The sequence below is a fragment of the Thermoanaerobacter kivui genome (assembly GCF_000763575.1).
Lineage (GTDB): Bacteria > Bacillota > Thermoanaerobacteria > Thermoanaerobacterales > Thermoanaerobacteraceae > Thermoanaerobacter > Thermoanaerobacter kivui.
On sequence record NZ_CP009170.1, the window covers coordinates 934132 to 956389 of the forward strand.

Annotated in this window: 22 protein-coding genes; 21 read left to right on the forward strand and 1 reads right to left on the reverse strand. The window is 35.0% G+C overall.

The annotated features are described in order from the left end of the window. Nucleotides 1–1017, forward strand: coding sequence for a DNA polymerase III subunit delta (holA, locus tag TKV_RS04710; RefSeq protein WP_049684953.1), 1017 nt, complete (start codon nucleotides 1–3; stop codon nucleotides 1015–1017). A 24-nt stretch (nucleotides 1018–1041) separates the two neighbouring features. Here holA and rpsT read toward each other — a convergent pair whose 3' ends face one another. Then, nucleotides 1042–1326 (reverse strand): 30S ribosomal protein S20, encoded by a 285-nt coding sequence (gene rpsT, locus TKV_RS04715; RefSeq protein ID WP_049684954.1) that lies wholly within the window; start codon nucleotides 1324–1326, stop codon nucleotides 1042–1044. Between the two features lie 137 nt (nucleotides 1327–1463). On the opposite strand from rpsT, the gene TKV_RS04720 reads away from it, so the two are divergent. The 20 genes from TKV_RS04720 (at nucleotide 1464) to TKV_RS04815 (ending at nucleotide 22237) form a co-directional block, all read left to right on the forward strand. Further along, nucleotides 1464–1790, forward strand: coding sequence for a phage holin family protein (locus TKV_RS04720; protein WP_049684955.1), 327 nt, complete (start codon nucleotides 1464–1466; stop codon nucleotides 1788–1790). Between the two features lie 5 nt (nucleotides 1791–1795). After that, nucleotides 1796–2761, forward strand: a complete 966-nt coding sequence (gene gpr / locus TKV_RS04725) for a GPR endopeptidase (RefSeq protein WP_049684956.1) — start codon at nucleotides 1796–1798, stop codon at nucleotides 2759–2761. A gap of 69 nt (nucleotides 2762–2830) precedes the next feature. After that, nucleotides 2831–4009, forward strand: coding sequence for a stage II sporulation protein P (gene spoIIP, locus TKV_RS04730; protein ID WP_049686210.1), 1179 nt, complete (start codon nucleotides 2831–2833; stop codon nucleotides 4007–4009). Nucleotides 4010–4269: 260 nt separating this feature from the next. Continuing rightward, complete coding sequence (locus TKV_RS04735) at nucleotides 4270–6444, forward strand: alkaline phosphatase family protein (RefSeq protein WP_049684957.1); 2175 nt, start codon at nucleotides 4270–4272, stop codon at nucleotides 6442–6444. A 12-nt stretch (nucleotides 6445–6456) separates the two neighbouring features. Continuing rightward, entirely contained in the window at nucleotides 6457–7575 is a 1119-nt protein-coding gene (locus TKV_RS04740; protein WP_049684958.1) for a glycosyltransferase family 4 protein, read from the forward strand. Between the two features lie 3 nt (nucleotides 7576–7578). Then, complete coding sequence (locus TKV_RS04745) at nucleotides 7579–7854, forward strand: hypothetical protein (RefSeq protein WP_049684959.1); 276 nt, start codon at nucleotides 7579–7581, stop codon at nucleotides 7852–7854. A 26-nt stretch (nucleotides 7855–7880) separates the two neighbouring features. Next, on the forward strand, nucleotides 7881–9692 hold the full coding sequence (gene lepA / locus TKV_RS04750; protein WP_049684960.1) for a translation elongation factor 4: 1812 nt from the start codon (nucleotides 7881–7883) through the stop codon (nucleotides 9690–9692). Next, entirely contained in the window at nucleotides 9689–10816 is a 1128-nt protein-coding gene (gene hemW, locus TKV_RS04755) for a radical SAM family heme chaperone HemW (protein WP_049684961.1), read from the forward strand. Before lepA ends, hemW begins: the two co-directional genes overlap by 4 nt. Nucleotides 10817–10911: 95 nt before the next feature. Next, on the forward strand, nucleotides 10912–11943 hold the full coding sequence (hrcA, locus tag TKV_RS04760; protein ID WP_049684962.1) for a heat-inducible transcriptional repressor HrcA: 1032 nt from the start codon (nucleotides 10912–10914) through the stop codon (nucleotides 11941–11943). Beyond that, nucleotides 11933–12574 (forward strand): nucleotide exchange factor GrpE, encoded by a 642-nt coding sequence (grpE, locus tag TKV_RS04765; protein WP_049684963.1) that lies wholly within the window; start codon nucleotides 11933–11935, stop codon nucleotides 12572–12574. The genes hrcA and grpE overlap by 11 nt, the downstream gene beginning before the upstream one ends. Nucleotides 12575–12591: 17 nt before the next feature. Continuing rightward, nucleotides 12592–14418: a molecular chaperone DnaK gene (dnaK, locus tag TKV_RS04770; protein WP_049684964.1), complete on the forward strand. Its 1827-nt coding sequence runs from the start codon at nucleotides 12592–12594 to the stop codon at nucleotides 14416–14418. Nucleotides 14419–14473: 55 nt separating this feature from the next. After that, entirely contained in the window at nucleotides 14474–15634 is a 1161-nt protein-coding gene (gene dnaJ / locus TKV_RS04775; protein WP_049684965.1) for a molecular chaperone DnaJ, read from the forward strand. A gap of 21 nt (nucleotides 15635–15655) precedes the next feature. Further along, nucleotides 15656–16582 carry a 50S ribosomal protein L11 methyltransferase gene (prmA, locus tag TKV_RS04780; protein WP_049684966.1) on the forward strand — a complete coding sequence of 309 codons (927 nt, stop codon included), beginning with the start codon at nucleotides 15656–15658 and terminating at the stop codon, nucleotides 16580–16582. Between the two features lie 6 nt (nucleotides 16583–16588). Next, nucleotides 16589–17326: a 16S rRNA (uracil(1498)-N(3))-methyltransferase gene (locus tag TKV_RS04785; protein ID WP_049684967.1), complete on the forward strand. Its 738-nt coding sequence runs from the start codon at nucleotides 16589–16591 to the stop codon at nucleotides 17324–17326. A gap of 127 nt (nucleotides 17327–17453) precedes the next feature. Next, the gene (locus tag TKV_RS04790; protein WP_049684968.1) at nucleotides 17454–17732 is read left to right on the forward strand and encodes an ACT domain-containing protein; all 279 of its coding nucleotides are present in this window, start codon (nucleotides 17454–17456) and stop codon (nucleotides 17730–17732) included. A gap of 9 nt (nucleotides 17733–17741) precedes the next feature. After that, a complete protein-coding gene (locus tag TKV_RS04795) occupies nucleotides 17742–19109 on the forward strand; it encodes a PFL family protein (protein WP_049684969.1) in 1368 nt (455 codons plus the stop codon). 645 nt (nucleotides 19110–19754) lie between these two features. Continuing rightward, nucleotides 19755–21101 carry a tRNA (N(6)-L-threonylcarbamoyladenosine(37)-C(2))-methylthiotransferase MtaB gene (mtaB, locus tag TKV_RS04800; protein ID WP_049684970.1) on the forward strand — a complete coding sequence of 449 codons (1347 nt, stop codon included), beginning with the start codon at nucleotides 19755–19757 and terminating at the stop codon, nucleotides 21099–21101. Nucleotides 21102–21137: 36 nt separating this feature from the next. Then, nucleotides 21138–21482 (forward strand): histidine triad nucleotide-binding protein, encoded by a 345-nt coding sequence (locus TKV_RS04805; protein ID WP_049684971.1) that lies wholly within the window; start codon nucleotides 21138–21140, stop codon nucleotides 21480–21482. 111 nt (nucleotides 21483–21593) lie between these two features. Then, the gene (gene rpsU / locus TKV_RS04810) at nucleotides 21594–21779 is read left to right on the forward strand and encodes a 30S ribosomal protein S21 (protein ID WP_049684972.1); all 186 of its coding nucleotides are present in this window, start codon (nucleotides 21594–21596) and stop codon (nucleotides 21777–21779) included. A gap of 14 nt (nucleotides 21780–21793) precedes the next feature. After that, complete coding sequence (locus TKV_RS04815; protein ID WP_049684973.1) at nucleotides 21794–22237, forward strand: GatB/YqeY domain-containing protein; 444 nt, start codon at nucleotides 21794–21796, stop codon at nucleotides 22235–22237. The last annotated feature ends 21 nt before the right edge of the window (nucleotides 22238–22258 follow it).

The following is a 22258-nucleotide window of genomic DNA, read 5'->3' on the forward strand; positions in this document are numbered from 1 at the left end:
ATGAATTATAAAGAATTAATAGACAGCTTAAAAAAAGAAGAAATACATAACGTATATCTTTTTTACGGAGAAGAGAGATTTTTGTTGTCAGAAGCTATCAAGAGGTTTAAAGAAAGACTATTAAAAGAAGAAACTTATGAGATGAACTATGTAGTCATTGAAAAAAATGACCCAGAAGAGTATGTAGATGCTATTATTGAGAGCTGTGAGACTTTGCCTTTTTTTTCTGAGTACAAGTTAGTTGTAGTAAAAAACGAAGAGGACCAACTTTCTAAATTGACTGATAAGGGTCTAAAAAAACTTACGAATTATATGGAAAAAAGAATTAATACGCTGGAGAATAAAACAGTTTTGATTATTGTAGATGGTGAAAAGATAGATTTGAGGAAAAAATTTTACAAATTTATAGAAAAGGTAGGTAAAATAGCGTATTTTCAAAGACTTTCTTTTGAGGAAGCAGTAAATTATGCAGGATATTTGCTAAAAAAAAGCGGTAAAAAAATAAGCAAAGCTAATGTGGAATATCTTGTAAAGAATGTAGGCACTGATTTGTATGCTATTGTAAATGAAATCCACAAGATTGTATTTTATTGTGACAAAGAAGAAATAAAAGTTGAAGACATGAAGGAAGTGTTAACCACTAATGTGCAACAGAATATTTTTGACCTTGTAAATGCTATAGGAATGAAAAGAGAAAAGGAAGCTTACAGGGTATTAAATGCTCTTTTGGAAAAAGGTGAGATGCCTCTTATAATATTGACAATGATTGTAAGGCAACTGAGGCTTATTGCAAAAGCCAAAAAATTTGATGGCAAATGGGTGGATAAAAAGACTTTTGCATCTTATGTGGGGATTCCTTATTTTGCGGTAGATGAGCTCATGAGGCAAAGCAGTTTATTTAAAAAAGAAGATTTAAAAGAAGCTTATAGAGAGTGCTTAAAATGCGATATAGCCTTGAAATCAGGAATGGATAGTGATCTTGCGCTAGAAAGCCTTATAAAAAAGCTGTGCAAATGATAAAAAGCGTACTTTTGGTACGCTTTATTCATTACTGGCTGTAGATTTGATGAGGGCATTAAATTTGGCATAAAGTCTGGATTTTTTTCTTGCTACTGTGTTTCTGTGAAGTACTCCTTTTGTTGCGGCCTTGTCCAACTCTTTTACAGCAAGTCTTAATCTTTCTTTTATCGTATCTATATTTCCCGTTGCTAAGCTTTTTTGAAATTTTGAAATTGCAGTTTTAACTCTGGATTTTATCATTTTATTGCGTAAAGTCTTTCTTGCAATTACTGAAATTCTCTTTTTAGCAGATTTTATGTTTGCCAAAAGTTTCACCTCCTCAATCAATCGAATTTAATTTTACCACGAAAGAAATAGTTTTTCAAGGATTAATACATTTTTTACTTTACCACATAGGTATAAAATTTGTCAATTTGTTCATTATAATTAGAGGAGGTGATTTGATGTTACAAACCATTATACGTTTTATTGTATCAGCGATTGTGCTATTGGTGGTCGGATATCTTGTACCTGGCTTTAGTGTTGCAGGCTTTTGGGGAGCTCTCATTTCTGCGGTGGTAATAGCGTTATTGGGGTATATTGTTGAGTTGATATTAGGAAAGGATATTTCACCAAGAAGCCGAGGCTTTGTAGGGTTTATTGTTGCAGCGGTAGTGATATATGTTTCGCAATTTATAGTTCCTACCATTCATGCGACAATAGTTGGTTCTCTCATTGCCGCTTTTGTGATAGGGCTGGTAGATGCGTTTGTACCGACTGAGTTGAGGTGATTTAAGTGTTTAATATAAGGACAGACCTTGCTGTAGAGGCCAGGGAACTTTACAAAGGCGGTGAAATTCCGGGGGTAAGTGTAGAAGAAAATCGCTTTAATGGAGTAAAAGTGACAAAGGTTAGGATTTTAAATGAAGAGGGAGAAAGAGCAATGGGAAAGCCTGTGGGGGATTATATAACAATTGAAGCCCCCGGGCTACTTGAAAGAGACTTGGATTTAGAAGAAGAGGTCGCTAAAGTACTGGCTGATATAATAAAGGAAATAGCTAACTTAGCTCCTCATACAAAAGTGTTAGTAGTAGGTTTAGGAAATTGGAATGTCACTCCCGATGCATTGGGGCCCCGTGTTGTTTCTAATATTGTAGTGACAAGGCATTTAAAAGAATACGCACCGCAGCAATTTGGAGAGGAAATTCGTTCTGTTAGTGCGATTTCCCCAGGAGTACTCGGCATAACAGGAATTGAAACAGCAGAAATTTTAAAAGGAGTAGTTGATAGAATAAAACCTGATTTAATAATTACAATTGATGCTTTGGCTTCAAGAAAGTTGGAGAGGCTGTCTACTACAATACAGATTTCAAATGCTGGAATAAGTCCGGGTTCAGGAGTAGGTAATAAAAGGCTCTCTATTACTCAACGAAGTTTAGGAGTACCTGTTATAGCAATAGGTGTTCCTACGGTAGTGGATGCAGTGACAATAGCTAATGACACTATAGAATATTTGACAGAAGAGTTGCTAAAACAGACAAAAGAAGAGAGTTCTTTTTATGCAGTACTTAAAAACATGAGTCAACAAGAAAAATACAGTCTCATACAAGAAGTGTTGACCCCCTATGTGCATAACCTTATGGTCACCCCTAAAGAAATAGATTCACTGGTAAAAAATATATCTTCAGTTATTTCCAGAGGGATAAATCTTGCCCTCCAACCCGGTCTTACAGAAAAAGAAATGAATCAACTGCTGCATTAAACACTAAGTATAAAGCACCCTTCTTTAGAATATGTATTAATATAGAAAACTAAAGAGGGGTGCTTTTTGTTGTACAGATATTACAGTTATTCTAAAATAAACAAAATAATGTTTTTGGTTTTGGTGCTAATAAATCTTTTTACATACAATTGGCTGACAAAAACTTGCATAATAGATTCTAAACAAGTTATTGGAGATTCTTTTTCTGAAGAATATGATAAGATGGACAGCATTTTTGTAACTGCTATAAATTACGCGATTCCAGCGATAGATATAGCGTTTACATCTCAGGGATATACAGGAAAAGATTTGACTTTTTCTTCTTTTTTAAACGCAAAAGTAAAAAATCCGATTAATATATTGAAGTTTCAAATACCTGTTTTAGCACAGATTGAGGTAAAAGAAAATAAAAATCTCAATATAGTAATAGAAAATTCTCAAAATAGTGTGTCGGAGGAAGAAAAGGAAGAGAAAGAAAAAGTTACAGAAGAAATTAAGAAGCAACAAGACAATGAAGCGCAAACTGTTTTGGAAAACAAAAATTTTGATCAACCTTATCTTTTAATATACCACACCCATACAATGGAATCATATGCGGCAACAGAAAAAAATAAGTATGAGGCGAAATACGGCTACGACAGAACTAATGACTTAAATTATACAGTAGCCAAAGTGGGAGACTATCTTGCAGAATATCTCATAAGAGAGGGTATACCAGTATTGCACGACAAAACTATTAATGATTATAATTATGATAAGTCCTACGTCAATTCTTTGGCTACAGTGAGTAAAATTCTTAAAGAACATCCTTCCATTAAAGTTACTATTGATTTGCATAGGGATGGATATGGTGCTGTCATGATGCCAGGAGTAGATAGCATACCTGTTTTGAGTAAATTGCCAAATCAAGATTTTAGAAAAAAATATGTAACAGAGATTAACGGAGAAAAAGTAGCAAAGGTCTCTTTTATAATCGGGTCAAGAAGGACGCCGGAAATGAAGGAAGACTGGAGAAAAAACTACGAGTTTGCCAAAAAAATAAGCGATAGATTAAATAAACTTTATCCAGGATTATCCTTAGGAGTTCAGGTAAAACCTTATAGTGAATATAATCAACACCTTCTTGAAAAAGCTATACTTATAGAATTGGGCAGCAATTACAATACATTAGAAGAAGCAATTGCTACAACTAAATACCTTGCGAAAGCAATAAGTGAAGTGATAAATGAAGAAGGCTATTCAAACTAAAAGCAGTATAATACTGCTTTTAGTTTGTTGACAAACCTTTTTTAAGACTGCTCATGGGAAGCTGCTTTTCCAAAACTTCGCCAAGCCGTCTCCGATACTTCCGCGATGCACCTTGTGCATAAAAGCAGAGACTTCTTGAAAATGACTTTGTTTACAGTCCGAATGCAGTATGATGCTGCTTTTTTGTTAAGATTGTTGATATTAATCATAAAAAAGGGTAAAATAAAATACTGTAATTACGATTTAATAGGAGGTTTTTTATGAAATTTTTAGCAAGGTTACTGGGATTGTTTACAGTATTTTTTATTGTCTTAAGTAGTGTTTCTTATGGACAAGTTAATAGCATGAAAGATAGAAAGATAGTAATTTTTATCATAGACAGAGTTAATTTAAAAGATTATGTGAGTTACGACCTTCCAAATATAAAATATCTGATGGAAAATGGTACATACGGCATTATGACTGTAAATTCTGACGGCGGAAGAACCCCTGAAAATGTATATATGACAATAGGTTGTGGGACAAGAGCTGTTGGGTCTGAGGCTGCTTCTGCTAATTTTAATGCATATGAAATTGTAAATGGAGAGCCCGCATCTGTAATTTTTGAAAGAAATTCAGGCATTAAACCCAAAGAAGAAAACATTGTAAATTTGGATATTGCACAGATTCAGAGAAATAATTTAACAAGCAATCATATTGTAGTCCCTGGGTTGTTGGGTAAACTTCTTAAGGAAAACGGGCGGAGTGTGGCTGTTTTTGGCAATGAAGATACTGACAAAGACCAAAAGAGATGTGCTCCACTTATAGCAATGGATGAAAGAGGAATTATTGACTTTGGAGATGTAAGTGAGAATATTTTAAAAAAAGACCTTCTAAGCCCTTTTGGGATTATGACAGATTATGACGTCCTCTATCAAAAGTATATGGAAATGGAGAAAAAACCTGATTTGACCATATTTCAATTAGGAGATACATCAAGGGCAAACGATTACCAAAGATACGCATCTGATGAAGTCAACCGCAGGAATAAAAAAAGAGCTCTTGAAAATGCTGATGAATTTATAGGGAGGGTCATAAGGGAAGGAAACCCAGGTACGTTGTACATTGTTTTGACTCCAATGCCTCCTTCAAAAGATATGAGCGAAAAAAATTATCTAACGCCAATAATACTTTTTGGTCCTGGTTTTACTAGTGGGTACGTTACTTCTGAAACTACTAAAAGAGACGGCATTGTGACAAATATTGATGTAATGCCTACAATTTTGAAATATTTTAATATACCAATTCCTGCCTATTTAACAGGACACCCTCTTTACAATTCCGGTCATAAAGGTGATGTGAATAAGCTTCTTGAAGAGAATTATAAGTTAGTTTATAACTACACTTATAGGCCTCCTTTTTTGAAAACATATGTAGCTTTGCAAATAATAATATTGATTTTATCCTTGATTACTTTAATATTTTTGAAAAAATATTCTGTTTATATGAAGCCATTGCTGTTTTTTGTATCTTCCATTCCACTGACGTTTTTGCTATTACCGCTTTTTAATTACACTAGCATTTCAAACAGCATAGTGGGAGTGTTTTTCCTAACAGCGGTTGCAATTATAGCAGTTTATGAGGTTAGTCCTTACAGCTATTACTTTTATGCTATAATAAGTTTGATTACTACAATTGTTTTATTAGTAGACCTTGCGACAGGGCAGTATTTGTTAAAAAATTCCTTTTTGAGTTATGATGCTATAGGAGGAGCTCGATTTTACGGCATTGGAAATGAATACATGGGAACATTGATAGGGGCTACGCTGTGCTTTACTACAATGGCTTTTGAGATTTTCAACAATAGAAAGCTACTTTTTGTTTTGACTGCGATTATATATGCATTGGTATTTTATTTTATAGCAGCTCCCAGCTTGGGCACAAATGTAGGAGGAGGAATTGCAGCTTTTGGAGGGTTTGCAGTAGCCATACTTCTACTTTCTGGTAAAAAAATAAATGTAAAAAATTTGTTGTACATTGGAATCGGCATAATTTTGATGTTATTAGGATTGTTTTATTTGGATTCTTTAAGGCCGGTTTCACAGCAAACCCACATAGGACAAACCTTTGCTTTAGTGAAAAGTCACGGCATAAAGCCTTTGTTGCAGATTTTTGAGAGAAAGCTTTTGATGAATTATAAACTTATAAAATATTCCATCTGGTCAAGAGTATTGCTAACACTTATAATTGTTTTGATGGGGCTTTTCTTTAAACCAGTTGGGGTGTTGAGTGAAATTTTTAAAAAGCACAAATACATTCAAATATGTTTTGTTTCAACGATTATCGGAAGTATTTTTGCTTTAATATTTAATGATTCAGGCATAGTGACTGCTGCCACAATGATGGTGTTTATGGGTCCAATGCTAATACATTTTGTTATTGATGAAGTATGTTAAAAAGGTGGTTTTATGAGTAAAACAAAGGTCTTGCATATTATAAGAAGGTCAGAAGGGGGCATGAAAAAACACCTCTTGTCATTGGTGAGGCTTTTAGATAAAGAAAAATACCAAATAGCCATTTTCTGTTCCTTTGACCAAGAAACGCAGGAGTACCTAAAAGGATTGGGAATTCAAGTTTTTGAAGTGGATATTGATGATGGGATTAACTTTAAAAAAGATTATAAGGCGATTAAATCTATACGCAAAATAGTATCTGAATTTAAGCCAGATATAGTTCACATGCACGGAGCAAAAGCTTCTTTAGTGGGAAGAATTGCCTGCTATAATAAACCTGTTAAATCAGTAGTGACAGTGCATAACTTTCTCAATTACAACAATATGAATTTATATAAAAAGAAGCTCATATTGGGGTTATCAAAAATTTTAGACAAAAAAACTTCTCAGTTTATTGCTGTTTCTAATGCTTTAAAAAATGATTTGATTTTGAACCAAAATGTAGATAAAAACAAAATAAAAGTGGTGTATAATTGCATAGATACGACTTTTTATGATGAAACAAGTTTTGATTTAAGAAAAGAGCTTAATTTGCCTGAAAATTCATTTGTTGTAGGAAGCATTGCAAGGCTTATTCCTGCAAAGGGAGTACAGGATTTAATAAAAGCCGCCTCTATTTTAAAAAATATTAATGCTTATTTTGTAATAGCGGGAGATGGCCCTTTTAAAGAAGAGCTACAAAAAATGATTGAAGGTTTAAATTTGAAAGACAAGTTCTTTTTATTAGGATATAGGCGTGATATTCCAGCTTTTTTGAGGAATTTGGATGTATTTGTACTTCCATCCCATGAAGAAGGATTTGGAATTTCTGTGATTGAAGCTCTTAATGAGGGGATACCCGTTGTAGCTACCAAGGTCGGAGGTATCTCCGAAATAATAGAAGATGGTATTAACGGAATTTTAGTGGAAAAAGGAAATCATATAGAGTTGGCAAAAGCTATACAGCGGCTTTTAACAGATGAAGAATTGAGAAAAAGATTGAGCTTGAAAGGGAAAAATTCTGCTGAAAAATATAGTTGTAAAAAAATGGTTGAAGAAATAGAACAAATTTACGATAGTTTGAAAGGGAGATAATTGATGAGGCTTAAAAGGACAAAAGAGAGGAAAAAAGAAATTAGAAAGAGAAGGCTTGTAATATTTGCTTTTTTGTTGTACATTGTTATTATGATAGCTGGGCTTATAATGGCAGATTCCTCTTTTAATGAAATTGCAATAGGGGTTAAAAAAGTAAATATATTTGGAATTTATCGACAAGACCAAAATGTTAATTTCAAATTTTTTGGGAAAGAGACAGCTATTGATATAGGCAAAATACTGGACCAGTTAAAAGTTTTTTCACAAAATAGGTTTTAAGTCTTTGTTTTTAGAGGAGGTAAAAAATGTCGGATAGAATGCAGTATATTAGAAACTTTTGCATAATTGCTCACATAGACCACGGTAAATCTACTCTTGCGGATAGACTCATCGAAAGGACGGGTTTTTTAACAGAGAGAGAAGCCGACAAACAGATTTTAGATAATCTGGAATTAGAAAGAGAAAGAGGAATTACCATAAAGCTCAAACCAGTAAGAATGATTTACAAAGCCAAAGACGGCAATGAATACGAACTCAATCTTATTGATACACCGGGGCATGTAGATTTTACCTATGAAGTATCAAGAAGTATTGCTGCTTGTGAGGGAGCCCTTCTTGTGGTAGACGCTACGCAAGGCATTGAAGCGCAAACCCTTGCCAATGTGTACATGGCATTAGAACATGATTTAGAGATAATTCCTGTCATAAATAAAATAGATTTGCCTTCAGCAGACCCTGAACTTGTCAAAAGAGAAATTGAAGATGTAATAGGAATTGAGGCAGAAGATGCTTTGCTTACTTCTGCTAAAGAAGGCATAGGAATAGACGAGGTTTTAGAAGCGATTGTAAATAGAATTCCTCCTCCAATGGGAGATGAAAACAAGCCCTTGAAAGCACTTATTTTTGACTCTTTTTATGACAATTACAAAGGGGCAATAAGTTTTGTAAGATTAGTAGATGGACGCGTGAAGCCGGGTATGAGGATAAAGATGTTTTCAACAGGAAAAGTTTTTGAAGTGACAGAAGTAGGAATGTTTAAGCCCAATCTCTATCCTGTTGATGAACTTAAAGCGGGAGAAGTGGGATACATCGCTGCCAGCATAAAAAATGTCAAAGATACGCGGGTGGGAGATACTATAACAGATGCAGACAATCCTGCCGATTCTCCATTGCCGGGTTATAAAGAAGTAGTGCCTATGGTTTTTTGTGGAATATATCCAGCTGACGGACAGGACTATGAAAACCTAAAAGAAGCTTTGGAAAAACTTCAACTAAATGATGCTTCTTTGATATTTGAGCCAGATACTTCTGCGGCGTTAGGATTTGGGTTTAGATGCGGTTTTTTGGGTCTTTTACACATGGAGATAGTCCAAGAAAGATTGGAAAGAGAATACAATTTAAACCTTGTAACAACTGCTCCCAGCGTAATTTACAAAGTTTATAAAACTAATGGAGAAGTCATGGATTTGGACAATCCTACTAAAATGCCTCCTCCTACTCAAATAGACCATATTGAAGAACCGATAGTGGAGGCTACCATCATGACTCCATCTGAATATGTAGGACCTATTTTGGAGCTTTGCCAAGAGAGGCGTGGAGTATATTTAGGTATGGAGTACCTGGAAAAAACTCGCGTCCTTTTAAAATATGAAATGCCTCTTAATGAGATAATATATGACTTTTTTGACGCTTTAAAATCGCGAACAAAAGGTTACGCTTCTTTTGATTATGACCTTAAGGGATACAAAGAATCCAATTTAGTAAAACTTGATATTTTAATAAATGGGGAAATAGTTGATGCGTTATCTATGATAGTCCACAAAGACAAGGCGTACGAAAAAGCACGTCGAATTGTGGAAAAGTTAAAAGAAAATATTCCAAGGCATTTATTTGAAATCCCAATACAAGCAGCAATAGGTTCTAAAATCATTGCAAGGGAAACCGTTAAAGCCTTAAGGAAGAATGTCCTTGCTAAATGTTATGGTGGCGATGTGACAAGAAAGAAAAAACTTTTGGAGAAACAAAAAGAAGGTAAAAAGCGCATGAGACAGGTTGGAAGTGTGGAAATACCTCAAGAAGCTTTTATGTCAATATTGAAGTTAGATGATGAAAAATGAAAGCGATAGGGATATATGTGCACATTCCTTTTTGTAAAAGAAAGTGTTATTATTGCGATTTTAATTCATATGCTGGTTCTGATCACCTTTTTGACAGTTATATAGAGGCACTGTTAAAAGAAATAGCTTTAAATTCTACAAGGGATTACAGTATTGTTTCAGTGTATATCGGAGGGGGTACACCTAACCTTTTGCCTCCTTCGTACATTGAAAAAATATTAAATGCTGTTTTTCGAAACTTCCGATTAGTTGAAAACTGTGAAATTACTATTGAAATGAATCCTGGTCTTATCACAGAGGGAAAATTAAAAATTTACAAAAGTAGTGGAATAAACCGAGTGAGTATAGGGCTTCAAGCTTTTCAAAATCGTCTTTTAAAGATTATAGGGAGAATCCACACAAAGGAAGAGTTTTTGCAAAACTATGAATTGGCGAAAAAGTACTTTGACAACATAAATATAGATTTAATATATGCTCTTCCAACACAGACGATGGAAGAATGGAAAAACACTTTGGAAGAGGCAGTAAAATTACAGCCTTCTCATATTTCTACCTACAGTCTTATTTTAGAGCCTAACACTCTTTTTTATAAACTTTACACAGAGGGAAAATTGCCAACTGTAGAAGAAGATATTGAGATTGACATGTACCATTGGGCGATTGAATTTTTAGAGAAAACAGGTTACATTCATTATGAAATTTCTAATTTTGCATTACCTTCTTTTCAATGCCGCCACAATATGCTTTATTGGAGCTGTGGGCATTATTTAGGATTTGGGGCGGGAGCTCATTCTTACATGGAGAATATACGGTATAATAATATTGAAAGAATAGAAGACTATATAAAACATATAAACGAAAAAGGCGATGCTACTGCAAATAAAACAGTATTGACAAAACAAGATGAAATGGCAGAGTTCATGTTTTTAGGTTTAAGGATGATGAAAGGGGTATGTGATAAAGATTTTTACAAAAGGTTTGGTGTGAGCTTGTTTGATGTATACAAAGAGGTAATACAAAAATATAATAAAGAAGGATTAATTGAAGTTGATAATATGTGTGTAAGACTTACTAAACGCGGCATAGATGTCTCTAACATTGTTTTTGAAGAATTTCTACCCTAAATGAGTATTGACAAAAAATTATAATAGTGGTATTTTAAAAGCATGAATTAGCACTCAACTTCGTTGAGTGCTAACAAAAATACGGGGTGGTGAAAATGCCGTTAGATAACAGGAAAAGGAAAATACTGTATGCGATTATTACTGATTATATAATGACGGCAGAACCAATTGGGTCCAGGACGATAGCCAAAAAGTACAATATGGGTTTGAGCTCAGCTACGATAAGGAATGAAATGGCTGATTTAGAAGAAATGGGATATTTAGAGCAACCTCATACTTCAGCTGGAAGGATACCCTCAGATAAAGGGTATAGATTTTATGTTGATAGCATTCTTGAAAATTATGTAGATAGGACTCCTGTAAGAACTCCTCCTACTCACGAAGAAGTGATTGTGGAATTTGATGAAATTATAAAGAAGTATGCAAAGATTTTGGCTAACATCACTCGACATACAACTGTAGCTAAAATGCCAAAACTTAATCCTGATAAAATAAAGAGAATACAATTGATACCGGTAGCTTCTAACAAAATGATTTTTCTCTTGGTGACAGATACGGGAATTGTGAAAAATTATCTCTTAAACTTCTGCCAAAATATAGACAGAAATCTCTTTGAGTTTTTGAATAACTTGCTCAATGATAAAATTGCGGGTAAGAGCGAAAAAGATATATTTGAGTTTTTGCAAAATGACATAAGACAGATGTTAGGAGAAGTCGCTTTTATTGCTGATGAGCTTATAAAAACTATCCTTTTAAGCTTAAAACAATTGCAGGAAACAGACATCTATGCAGATGGAACATCACATATTTTAGATTTTCCTGAATATAAGGACTTGGGGAAGGCAAAAAACTTCTTCAACCTTTTAGATAATAAATCTCTATTAAACAAAGTATTAGAACCTGAAGTAGACTTTATTGACGTCAGAATAGGGAGAGAAAACAAGTTTGAAGAGATGAAGGACTTGAGCGTTATAAAGACTACTTACAAAATCAATGGACGGGTAGCTGGAACCATAGGAATTATAGGTCCTACACGGATGGATTATCAGAAATTGATTAATGAAATCAATATGATGACAAAAGAGCTTTCAAATATTTTGTCAAATATATACAAAGATGAAATATGAGGTGATACGAGTGCAAGGAATTGATAAAGAAGTTAAAAAGGAGGAGGTCAATAAGGAGGATTATCAAGCTTCTAAGGTTTTAGAAGCAGTAAACGAACAAATGGAGGGACCACCTTCAGAACAAGAGATTCAGCAAAAGGAACAGCCAAAAGAAGAAATTATAGAACAAAAGGAAGATGTTGAAGAATTAAAGAAAAAGTTACAAGAAAAAGAAAATGAAGCAAAAGAATATCTTGACATTGCTCAAAGATTAAAGGCAGAATTTGAAAATTACAGAAAAAGGACAGAAAAAGAAAAATCCGAAATGATAGAATATGGGCAGGAAACTGTAATTGTGGAACTTTTGCCTGTCATAGATAATTTTGAAAGAGCTTTGTCCAGTGAAGGAGATTATAATTCTTTAAAAGAAGGGATAGAATTAATTTACAGACAGTTTAAAAAAATATTAGATAAATTTGGAGTAAAAGAAATAGAAGCAGAGGGTCAGATTTTTGACCCTTATAAGCATCATGCTGTGATGCAAGAAGAAGTGGAAGGTAAGCAACCTAATGAAATTGTAGAGGTATTTCAAAAAGGCTATTTTCTAAAAGATAAAGTAATAAGACCAAGTTTAGTTAAAGTAGCAAAATGAAAAGGAGGATGGAGAATATGGGAAAAGTTATAGGAATTGACCTTGGAACTACTTTCTCATGTGTTGCTGTTATGGAAGGAGGACAACCAGTAGTTATACCTAATGCAGAAGGAGCACGTACTACTCCTTCAGTTGTTGCTTTTACAAAGGAAGGCGAAAGGTTAGTAGGACAGGTTGCAAAAAGGCAAGCAATTGTAAATCCTGAAAGGACTGTAATGTCTATAAAAAGGCATATGGGAACTGACTACAAAGTAAAAATTGACAACAAAGAGTATACACCTCAAGAGATTTCTGCTATGATTTTGCAGAAATTAAAAGCGGATGCAGAAGCATACCTTGGTGAAAAAGTGACACAGGCTGTTATCACTGTCCCTGCTTATTTCAATGACAGTCAAAGGCAGGCTACAAAGGATGCAGGTAGAATCGCAGGTCTTGAAGTTTTAAGGATAATAAATGAACCTACAGCAGCGGCTTTAGCATATGGACTTGACAAAGAAGGCAACCAAAAAATAATGGTGTATGATTTAGGTGGTGGAACATTTGACGTTTCCATCTTGGAAATAGGAGATGGAGTATTTGAAGTTTTGGCTACAAGTGGCAATAACCATTTGGGTGGGGATGACTTCGACCAAAGGATAATAGATTGGCTTGCTGACAACTTCAAAAAAGAATATGGAATTGACTTAAGAAATGACAGGATGGCATTGCAGAGACTAAAAGATGCAGCTGAAAAGGCTAAGATAGAATTGTCTTCTGCTACAGTAACTAACATAAACTTGCCTTTCATCACTGCAGATGCCACAGGTCCAAAACATATAGATGTTAATCTCACAAGGGCAAAATTTGAAGAGTTAATTTCTGACCTTGTGGAGTCAACTGTTGGACCTGTCAATCAAGCTTTGAGCGATGCAGGACTAAAACCTTCTGATATAGATAAAGTAATCCTCATTGGAGGTTCTACAAGAGTACCTTTGGTTCAAGAGACAGTAAAGAGGATAATGGGGAAAGAGCCTCATAAAGGTATTAATCCAGATGAGGCAGTGGCTATAGGTGCAGCTATACAGGCAGCAGTTTTGTCTGGAGAAGTAAAAGATATTTTGCTGCTGGATGTAACACCTTTGTCACTGGGAATAGAGACGTTAGGTGGTGTGTTCACTAAAATCATCGAAAGAAATACTACTATACCTACAAGAAAGAGCCAGATATTTACGACTGCTGCAGATGGTCAGACTTCTGTGGAGATACATGTACTGCAGGGAGAAAGACCTATGGCAAAAGACAACAAAACCCTTGGAAGATTCATATTGTCAGGGATTCCACCGGCTCCAAGAGGAGTGCCACAAATTGAAGTTACTTTTGACATAGATGCTAATGGAATAGTACATGTTTCTGCAAAAGACTTGGGTACTGGCAAATCTCAGGATATAACTATTACTTCTACAACTAATTTGTCAGAAGAAGAGATACAAAGAATGGTTAATGAGGCTAAACAATACGAAGAACAAGATAGAAAGAAGAGAGAAGAAATCGAAATAAGAAACAAAGCTGACTCTCTCATCTATCAGGCTGAAAAGACGATGAAAGACCTTGGGGATAAGATGACGCAAGCTGAGAAAGATGAGATTAATAAAGAAATAGAAAATGTCAGAAAAGCTCTTGAAGGAAATAACATTGAGGAAATCAAAAATGCTTCAGAAAAACTTTCTCAAGCCTTCTATAAAGTATCTTCAAGAATATATCAGCAGGCAGGAGGAACGTACAGCGGTTCTTCTAATGCAGGTCAAGGTACAACACAAGGCAATGTGTACGAAGCTGATTACAAAGTGGAGGATGATAACAAGTAATAAAGAACCAGGTTTTTCCTGGTTCTCATTTACGTAATGAAAGGCAGGTGAAAATGTGGTCAAAAAAGACCTGTACGAAATATTAGGGGTGGACAGAAATGCAACAGAAGAGGAAATCAAAAGAGCTTACAGAAGACTTGCTAAGAAATACCACCCTGATTTAAACCCAGGAGATAAAGAAGCAGAACAAAAGTTCAAAGAAATAAACGAAGCATACGAAATTCTTTCTGACCCTCAAAAAAGAGCACAGTACGACCAATTTGGCAGTGCAGCTTTTGAACAAGGCGGTTTTGGCCAAGGTGGATTCGGCCAAGGAGGTTTTGGAGAAGGCGGTTTTGACTTTGGAGGCTTTGGCGGTTTTGGTGATATCTTTGGAGATATATTTAGCGATTTCTTTGGTACCGGAAGAAGAAAGACAGAGACTGGGCCTCAAAAAGGAAGCGACATAAGGTACGACCTTACATTGACATTTGAGGAAGCAGCTTTTGGCGTGGAAAAAGAGATAGAAGTAGAGCGATTTGAAGAGTGTGACATGTGTAAAGGAACAGGAGCAAAGCCTGGGACAAAACCAGAAACTTGTCCTGTTTGCCATGGGACGGGAGAAGTGAGAACTGCACAAAATACGCCTTTTGGTAGAATTGTAAATATTAGGACTTGCCATAGGTGCCATGGAGAAGGAAAAGTTATTACTGACCCTTGTCCTAAATGCGTCGGTTCAGGCAGGATTAGAAAGAGAAGAAAAATTAAGGTTAACATACCAGCTGGTATTGACGATGGACAGATGCTTACTTTAAGAGGAGAGGGAGAACCAGGATTAAGAGGTGGACCAAGAGGAGACTTATATATTGTAATACACGTTAAACCTCATCACTTATTTACAAGAGATGGATATAACGTGCTTTTAAAAATGCCTATAAGTTTTGCTGATGCTGCTTTGGGAGCGGAAATAAAAGTTCCTACCTTAGATGGTACGGTTAGTTACAAAATTCCTGAGGGCACACAGACTGGTACCAAGTTTAGATTAAGAGGTAAAGGAATACCTCATATAAACGGAAGAGGACGCGGTGACCAGATCGTGGAAGTTTATATAGAAGTTCCAAAAAAATTGACAGAAAGACAGAAAGAGTTGCTAAGAGAATTTAAAAAGCTGGAAGGTGAAGATACCTCAGAGTCAAAATCATTTTTTCAAAGGATGAAGGATGCTTTTGGAGGATAATAAATTAAAGGATGTGAAATGATGAAATGGATTGAGGTCCAGGTTATGACTACACAAGAAGCTGAAGAAGCTGTAACAAACATCATGCACGAGTTGGGTGCGGGTGGTGTAGTTATAAAAAATCCTAATGATGTTAAATTATTAGCTCAAAATGACAGCTGGGATTACCTTGACCCTTCTCTTTTTGAAGAGAATGAAGCTGTTAAAGTGTTTGCCTATTTTCCGATGGCTTCAGACACTACGGATAAAATCAACCTCTTAAAGGAAAGGGTTGTAGAATTAAAATCTTTTGGAATTGACATTGGCAATTTTGAATTTAAAGTGTCAGAAGTAAATGAAGCAGACTGGGAAAATAACTGGAAACAGTATTATAAACCTTTAAAGGTAGGAGAAAAGATTGTGATCAAGCCTTCTTGGGAAGAATATAACCCCGAAGAAGGAGAATTGATTGTTGAGTTAGACCCCGGAATGGCTTTTGGTACAGGTACTCATGAGACAACTAAAATGTGTTTAGAGTTTTTGGAAAAAATTATAAAACAAGGTGATGTGGTTTTTGACATAGGGTGTGGGTCAGGTATACTTAGCATTGCAAGTGGGAAGTTAGGGGCTAAAGAGGTTTATGCTGCAGACATAGATGATGTTTCTGTAGAGATAGCACGTCAAAATGTGGAATTAAATAATTTGCAAAATGTAAAAGTATTTAAAAGCAATTTGTTAAAAGAATTTGTTGGAAAGGCTGATGTCATAGTAGCGAATATCATTGCTGATGTTATAATTAAACTGTCAGGAGAGGTACCTCATTATCTGCAGGACAAAGGGTTATTTTTAGCCAGTGGCATAATAAAAAGCAGGAAAGAAGAGGTTGTAGAAAAAATACAGAATTTTTTTGAAATATTAAAAATAAAAGAAGAAGGAGAATGGTGTGCAATATTAGCGAGGAAAAAGTGAGTTATCATGAGGAAATTTTTTGTTGATAAAGAAAAAATAAAAGAAAATTTTGCCTATATAGAGGGAAAAGATACTCATCACATAATAAATGTCCTTCGATTGAAAAAAGGAGATAAAATTGTAATATCTGATGGTTCTACTGAATATCTAACATCTATTTATGACGTAGAAAAAAACAGAGTAATTTTATTTTTAGAAAGCAAATTACAATCGAATACTGAAAGTTCAATTGAAATTGCATTGTTTCAGGGCTTGCCCAAGTCAGATAAAATGGAATTAATAATTCAAAAATGTACAGAGATAGGAGTTAAAAAATTTATTCCCATTATAACTCGCTATTCGGTTGTAAATATAAAAAACAGCAATTTAAACAAAAAAATTGAAAGATGGAATAAGATATCTCAGGAAGCCTGTAAACAATCAGGCAGAACATCATTGCCCGAAATTTGTATGCCTATTTCTTTTGAGGAGGCATTAAAACAAATTGACGAATTTGATTTATGTATAATTCCCTACGAAAAAGAAAAAACTTTAAAATTAAAAGAAGTATTAGATGGAGTAAAAAATATTAAAAAAGTCGCTATTTTTATAGGTCCTGAAGGAGGATTTTCAGAAAAGGAAATTGATTTAGCTTTAAGATATAGCGCTAAACTTGTGAGTTTGGGACCGAGGATTTTAAGAACAGAGACAGCAGCTATTAGTGTGTGTTCCATAGTGATGTATGAGTTGGGAGATATGGGTTAACAGTAGGAACACAAAAGTTATATTACATAAAATTACGAAAATACAATTAAAAAATATATATTGATTGCAAATATATTCGCACTATAGTATACTATACTATACAGAAATAAGGCAAGGAGTGGTTTTGGTGGACGCACAAAAAGCGATTATATCCATAATTGGAGTAGACAAAGTCGGTATTATTTACTCTGTTTCAAAATTGTTAGCTGAAGCAAATATAAATATTCTCGACATCAGCCAGACAATTTTAAGGGATATATTTACTATGATTATGATTGTTGATATATCAAATAGTACAGTGGAATTTAATATTTTAAAGGAAAACTTAAATTCTCTTGGAGAGAAAATGGGACTTAAGATTGATATTCAAAAAGAAGACATATTCAGAGCAATGCATAGACTGTGAGGGATTAATATGAGATTTGCGTTTGATGAAATAGAAGAAACCATACGTATGGTACAAGCTGAAAAACTTGACATAAGAACTATAACAATGGGTATAAGTTTAAGAGATTGCGTAAGCGATAATGTAGAAACTTTATCAAATAAAGTATACGATAAAATTACAAAAAAGGCTAAAAACCTCGTAAAAGTAGCAAATGACCTTGAATCGGAATTTGGCATACCTATTGTCAACAAACGTATTTCTGTAACACCAATAGCTGTAATTTCTGAAAGTGCAAAAAGCGCGGAAGATTTTATAAAAATAGCAAAGACTCTGGATGCTGCAGCAAAAGAAGTCGGGGTTAATTTCATCGGAGGGTACTCGGCACTTGTACACAAAGGTTTTACTGATGGCGATTTAAGATTAATAAATTCAATACCTGAAGCATTATCTTCTACTGAACGAGTTTGTTCTTCAATCAATGTAGCTACAACAAAAGCAGGTATAAATATGGATGCTGTAGCTTTAATGGGGAAAATAATTAAAAAAACCGCCGAACTTACAAAAGATAAAGACGGAATAGGTGCAGCTAAACTTGTAGTTTTCTGCAATGCGCCAGAAGACAATCCATTTATGGCGGGCGCTTTTCACGGTGTAGGTGAAGGCGAATGTGTCATAAATATTGGCGTAAGTGGACCAGGCGTAGTCTTAGCAGCACTTTCAAAACTTGATAGCAAAGCTGATTTCGGTCAAGTTTCCGAAATTATTAAAAAAACTTCCTTTAAAATTGCACGTGCAGGTGAACTTATAGGAAGGATTGCAGCAGAAAGATTAAACTCATCTTTCGGCATACTTGACCTGTCGCTTGCACCAACTCCCGAAATTGGTGATAGTATCGCAAACATACTTGAAGCAATGGGACTTTCAAAATGCGGTGCACATGGTACAACAGCAGCACTGGCGCTCTTAAATGACGCCGTCAAAAAAGGCGGTGTAATGGCATCATCCTATGTTGGAGGTTTAAGCGGTGCTTTTATACCTGTAAGTGAAGACGCAGGAATGATAAGCGCTGTTGAGGCAGGTGCACTATCAATAGAAAAGCTTGAAGCAATGACATGCGTGTGTTCTGTCGGTCTTGACATGATTGCAATACCTGGGGATACGCCAGCCGAAACTATATCAGCAATAATTGCAGATGAAATGGCAATTGGCATGATAAACAAAAAGACAACAGCTGTAAGGATCATCCCTGTACCCGGCAAAAAAGAAGGAGACCATGTTGAATTTGGTGGACTTTTGGGACACGCACCTGTTATGAAAGTAAACAATTTTTCCGCCGATACATTTATAAAAAGGGGTGGCAGGATTCCTGCCCCGCTTCATAGCTTGAATAATTAATTCTATAAACAAATAAAAAATAGCCTTATTCATCTAGGATTTTCAACAAGGCTTCGTCGGAAGTACGAAGCTCGCCAATTTATTGGCGATGTAGTTTACAAGTTGGCTAACTACGTAAAGGGGAGTAACTCTAAATCAATCAGTTGTCATGATGGCTTTGCTCGGCTGATTGTGCAAAAAAATGAGAGTGAGACCTTTACTTTGTGGGTGGGGTTAACATTAACGATTGATATATTCTGAAATGGCTACATTATTATAGCCATTTCAGACTGTAGACAAAGCCCAAGGAATCCCGTATAATAAAAGGGATTCCTTGATTTAATGAAACAATTCCAACGCCAACGGCTCCGGAAAAAATAAAAGTTCCTGAAGGTGCTTTTATAACTCTTATTGAAGCTTATATGCCACCTGTTAGAGATGAAATGGCAAATAAAAGTGTAAAAAAGACAGTCACTATTCCAAGATGGCTAATGAAGCAGCGAAAAGGGCTAATATAAATTTTTCACAAGTGCTTCAATATGCATTAAAAGAACAGTTAAGAATAACGAATAAGATATAAAGTATTTTGAATTATTGTTATAATAATGGCATGTTATAATATGTGATATAATATAAAAAGATTTTAACAGAAGGAGCATTTTTAAAGTGGCAAAAGTAGATTTATCTTTTAGTTATGGTCATAAAAAAGCTGTGGCTTTTTACACTTTAGGCTGTAAGGTAAATCAATATGAGACAGAAGTCATGGCTGAGCTTTTTAAAAAAGCTGGTTATGAAGTAGTTGATTTTGATGAAAAAGCGGATGTTTATGTAATAAACACTTGTACTGTAACAAGTAGAAGTGATATGAAGTCAAGGCAGGAGATACGAAAAGCTAGAAAGAAAAATTCTGATGCGGTGGTAGTAGCTGTTGGCTGCTATGTGCAAGTAAGTCCAGATGAAGTTTTTTCTCTTCCGGAAGTGGATATAGCGATTGGCACAAAGAACAAAGATAAGATAGTAGAATTGGTAGAAGAGTTTATAGAGAAAAAGGAAAAAATAAACATAGTGAATGATATAATGAAACAAAGAAAGTATGAGGAATTTGAGGCTTCTGCCTATACTGAAAGGACGCGCGCTTTTATAAAGATACAAGATGGATGCAACCAGTATTGCACCTATTGTATAATACCTTATGCCAGAGGACCTGTGAGAAGCAGAAAGCCCGAGAGCATAATTGAAGAAGCAAAGAGATTTGCAGATTTAGGCTATAAAGAGATTGTTCTTACAGGAATTCATATTGCATCGTATGGGAAAGACCTTAAGAATGTGGGATTGTTGGATGTCATAAAAATGATCCATGAAATTGAGGGAATAAAGCGAATAAGATTAAGTTCAATTGAACCTACTTTTTTGACAGAGGAGTTTATAAGTGAAATATCTAAATTAGAAAAAATGTGCAGGCATTATCATGTCTCACTGCAAAGTGGTTGTGATGAAACTTTAAAGAGAATGGGAAGAAAGTATACCACAGAGGAATATAAAAAAGTAATTGAAAGGTTGCGCCAGTATATTGAGGATGTGGCAATAACAACAGATGTGATGGTAGGCTTTCCGGGGGAAACAGAAGAAGAATTTGACAAGACTTATAATTTTTTAAAGGATATATGTTTTAGCAAATTGCACGTTTTTAAATATTCCAGGAGAAAAGGCACAAAAGCCTATAACTTTCCAAACCAAGTTCCGAATTCTGTAAAAGAAGAGAGGAGTAAAAAACTGATAGAGTTGTCTAATGAGTGTGAGCATCAGTTTATGAGTAAATTTATAGGAAAAACTTTAGATGTGCTTTTTGAACAAGCTGTAAAAGACAAAGAAGATTACGTGGAAGGCTTAACAGATAACTACCTTAGGGTAGCAGTAAATGGGGATGTAAATTTATTAAGAAATGAAATTTTACCTGTAAAAATAAAAGAGATAAAAAATGATTTATTGTTAGGAGAAATTGAAGGATTTTAAAAAAGTTTGTAGAATAAAAAATGAGGAGGTGAAAATATGAGTGATTGTATTTTTTGTAAAATTATAAATAAAGAAATAAGTTCTAATATTGTGTATGAAGATGATATGGTAGTAGCATTTCGCGATATAAATCCTCAAGCTCCTGTACATATACTTATTGTGCCAAAGGAACATATACCTACTTTATTGGACTTAAATGATGAAAATAAACAAGTAGTAGCCCATGCTTATATGGTGGCGAAGGAGCTGGCTAAAAGAGAAGGGATAGACCAAAAAGGGTACAGGATTGTGTCAAATTGTGGAAAAGATGGTGGACAAACAGTGTATCACATACATTTCCATCTTTTAGGTGGAAGATTTATGACTTGGCCGCCAGGTTAATCATTGACACATATTGGTTTTAGGAGTATAATAGAATAAGAATTCCCAGCAAGACGACGCAGCACTATACGGAGCTTAGACCAAGCAGTTTATCTGGAGGGAGGGAGAGTAGTGTCTGAAGTAAGAGTTGGCGAAAACGAATCGTTGGACAATGCCTTAAGAAGATTTAGGCGCCAGTGTTCCAAAGCCGGAGTATTGTCAGAACTTCGGAAAAGAGAACATTACGAAAGTCCCAGCGTAAAGCGCAAAAAGAAATCAGAAGCAGCAAGAAAAAGAAAATATAAATATGATAGATAAAGGAAGTGCTTGCTATGACCCTAAAAGAGCGCATATACAAAGATATGGTAGAAGCCATGAAAAACAAAGACAGCTTTAAAAAGAATATATTGAGCATGGTAAGGTCTGCTATACTTCAAGTAGAAAAGGACACGCAAAAGGAGTTAGATGATGCAGGGGTCATCAATGTAATTTCTAAAGAGATTAAGCAACGCAAAGAAGTCTTGCCAGATTATGAAAGAAATGGAAGACAAGATTTGGTGGAAAAAGCTAAAAAAGAGATTGAAATCATGCTTACCTATTTACCTGAGCAGCTAACGGAAGAAGAGATAGAACAAATAGTCAAGAAAGTGATAGAAGAGACAGGGGCAGCGAATAAAAGCGATATAGGCAAAGTTATGGCAAAAGTGATGCCAATGGTAAAAGGAAGAGCAGATGGCAATTTGGTAAAAACTATAGTAAGTCGGTATTTACAGTAAAAAGGAAGAGGGAGATTAACC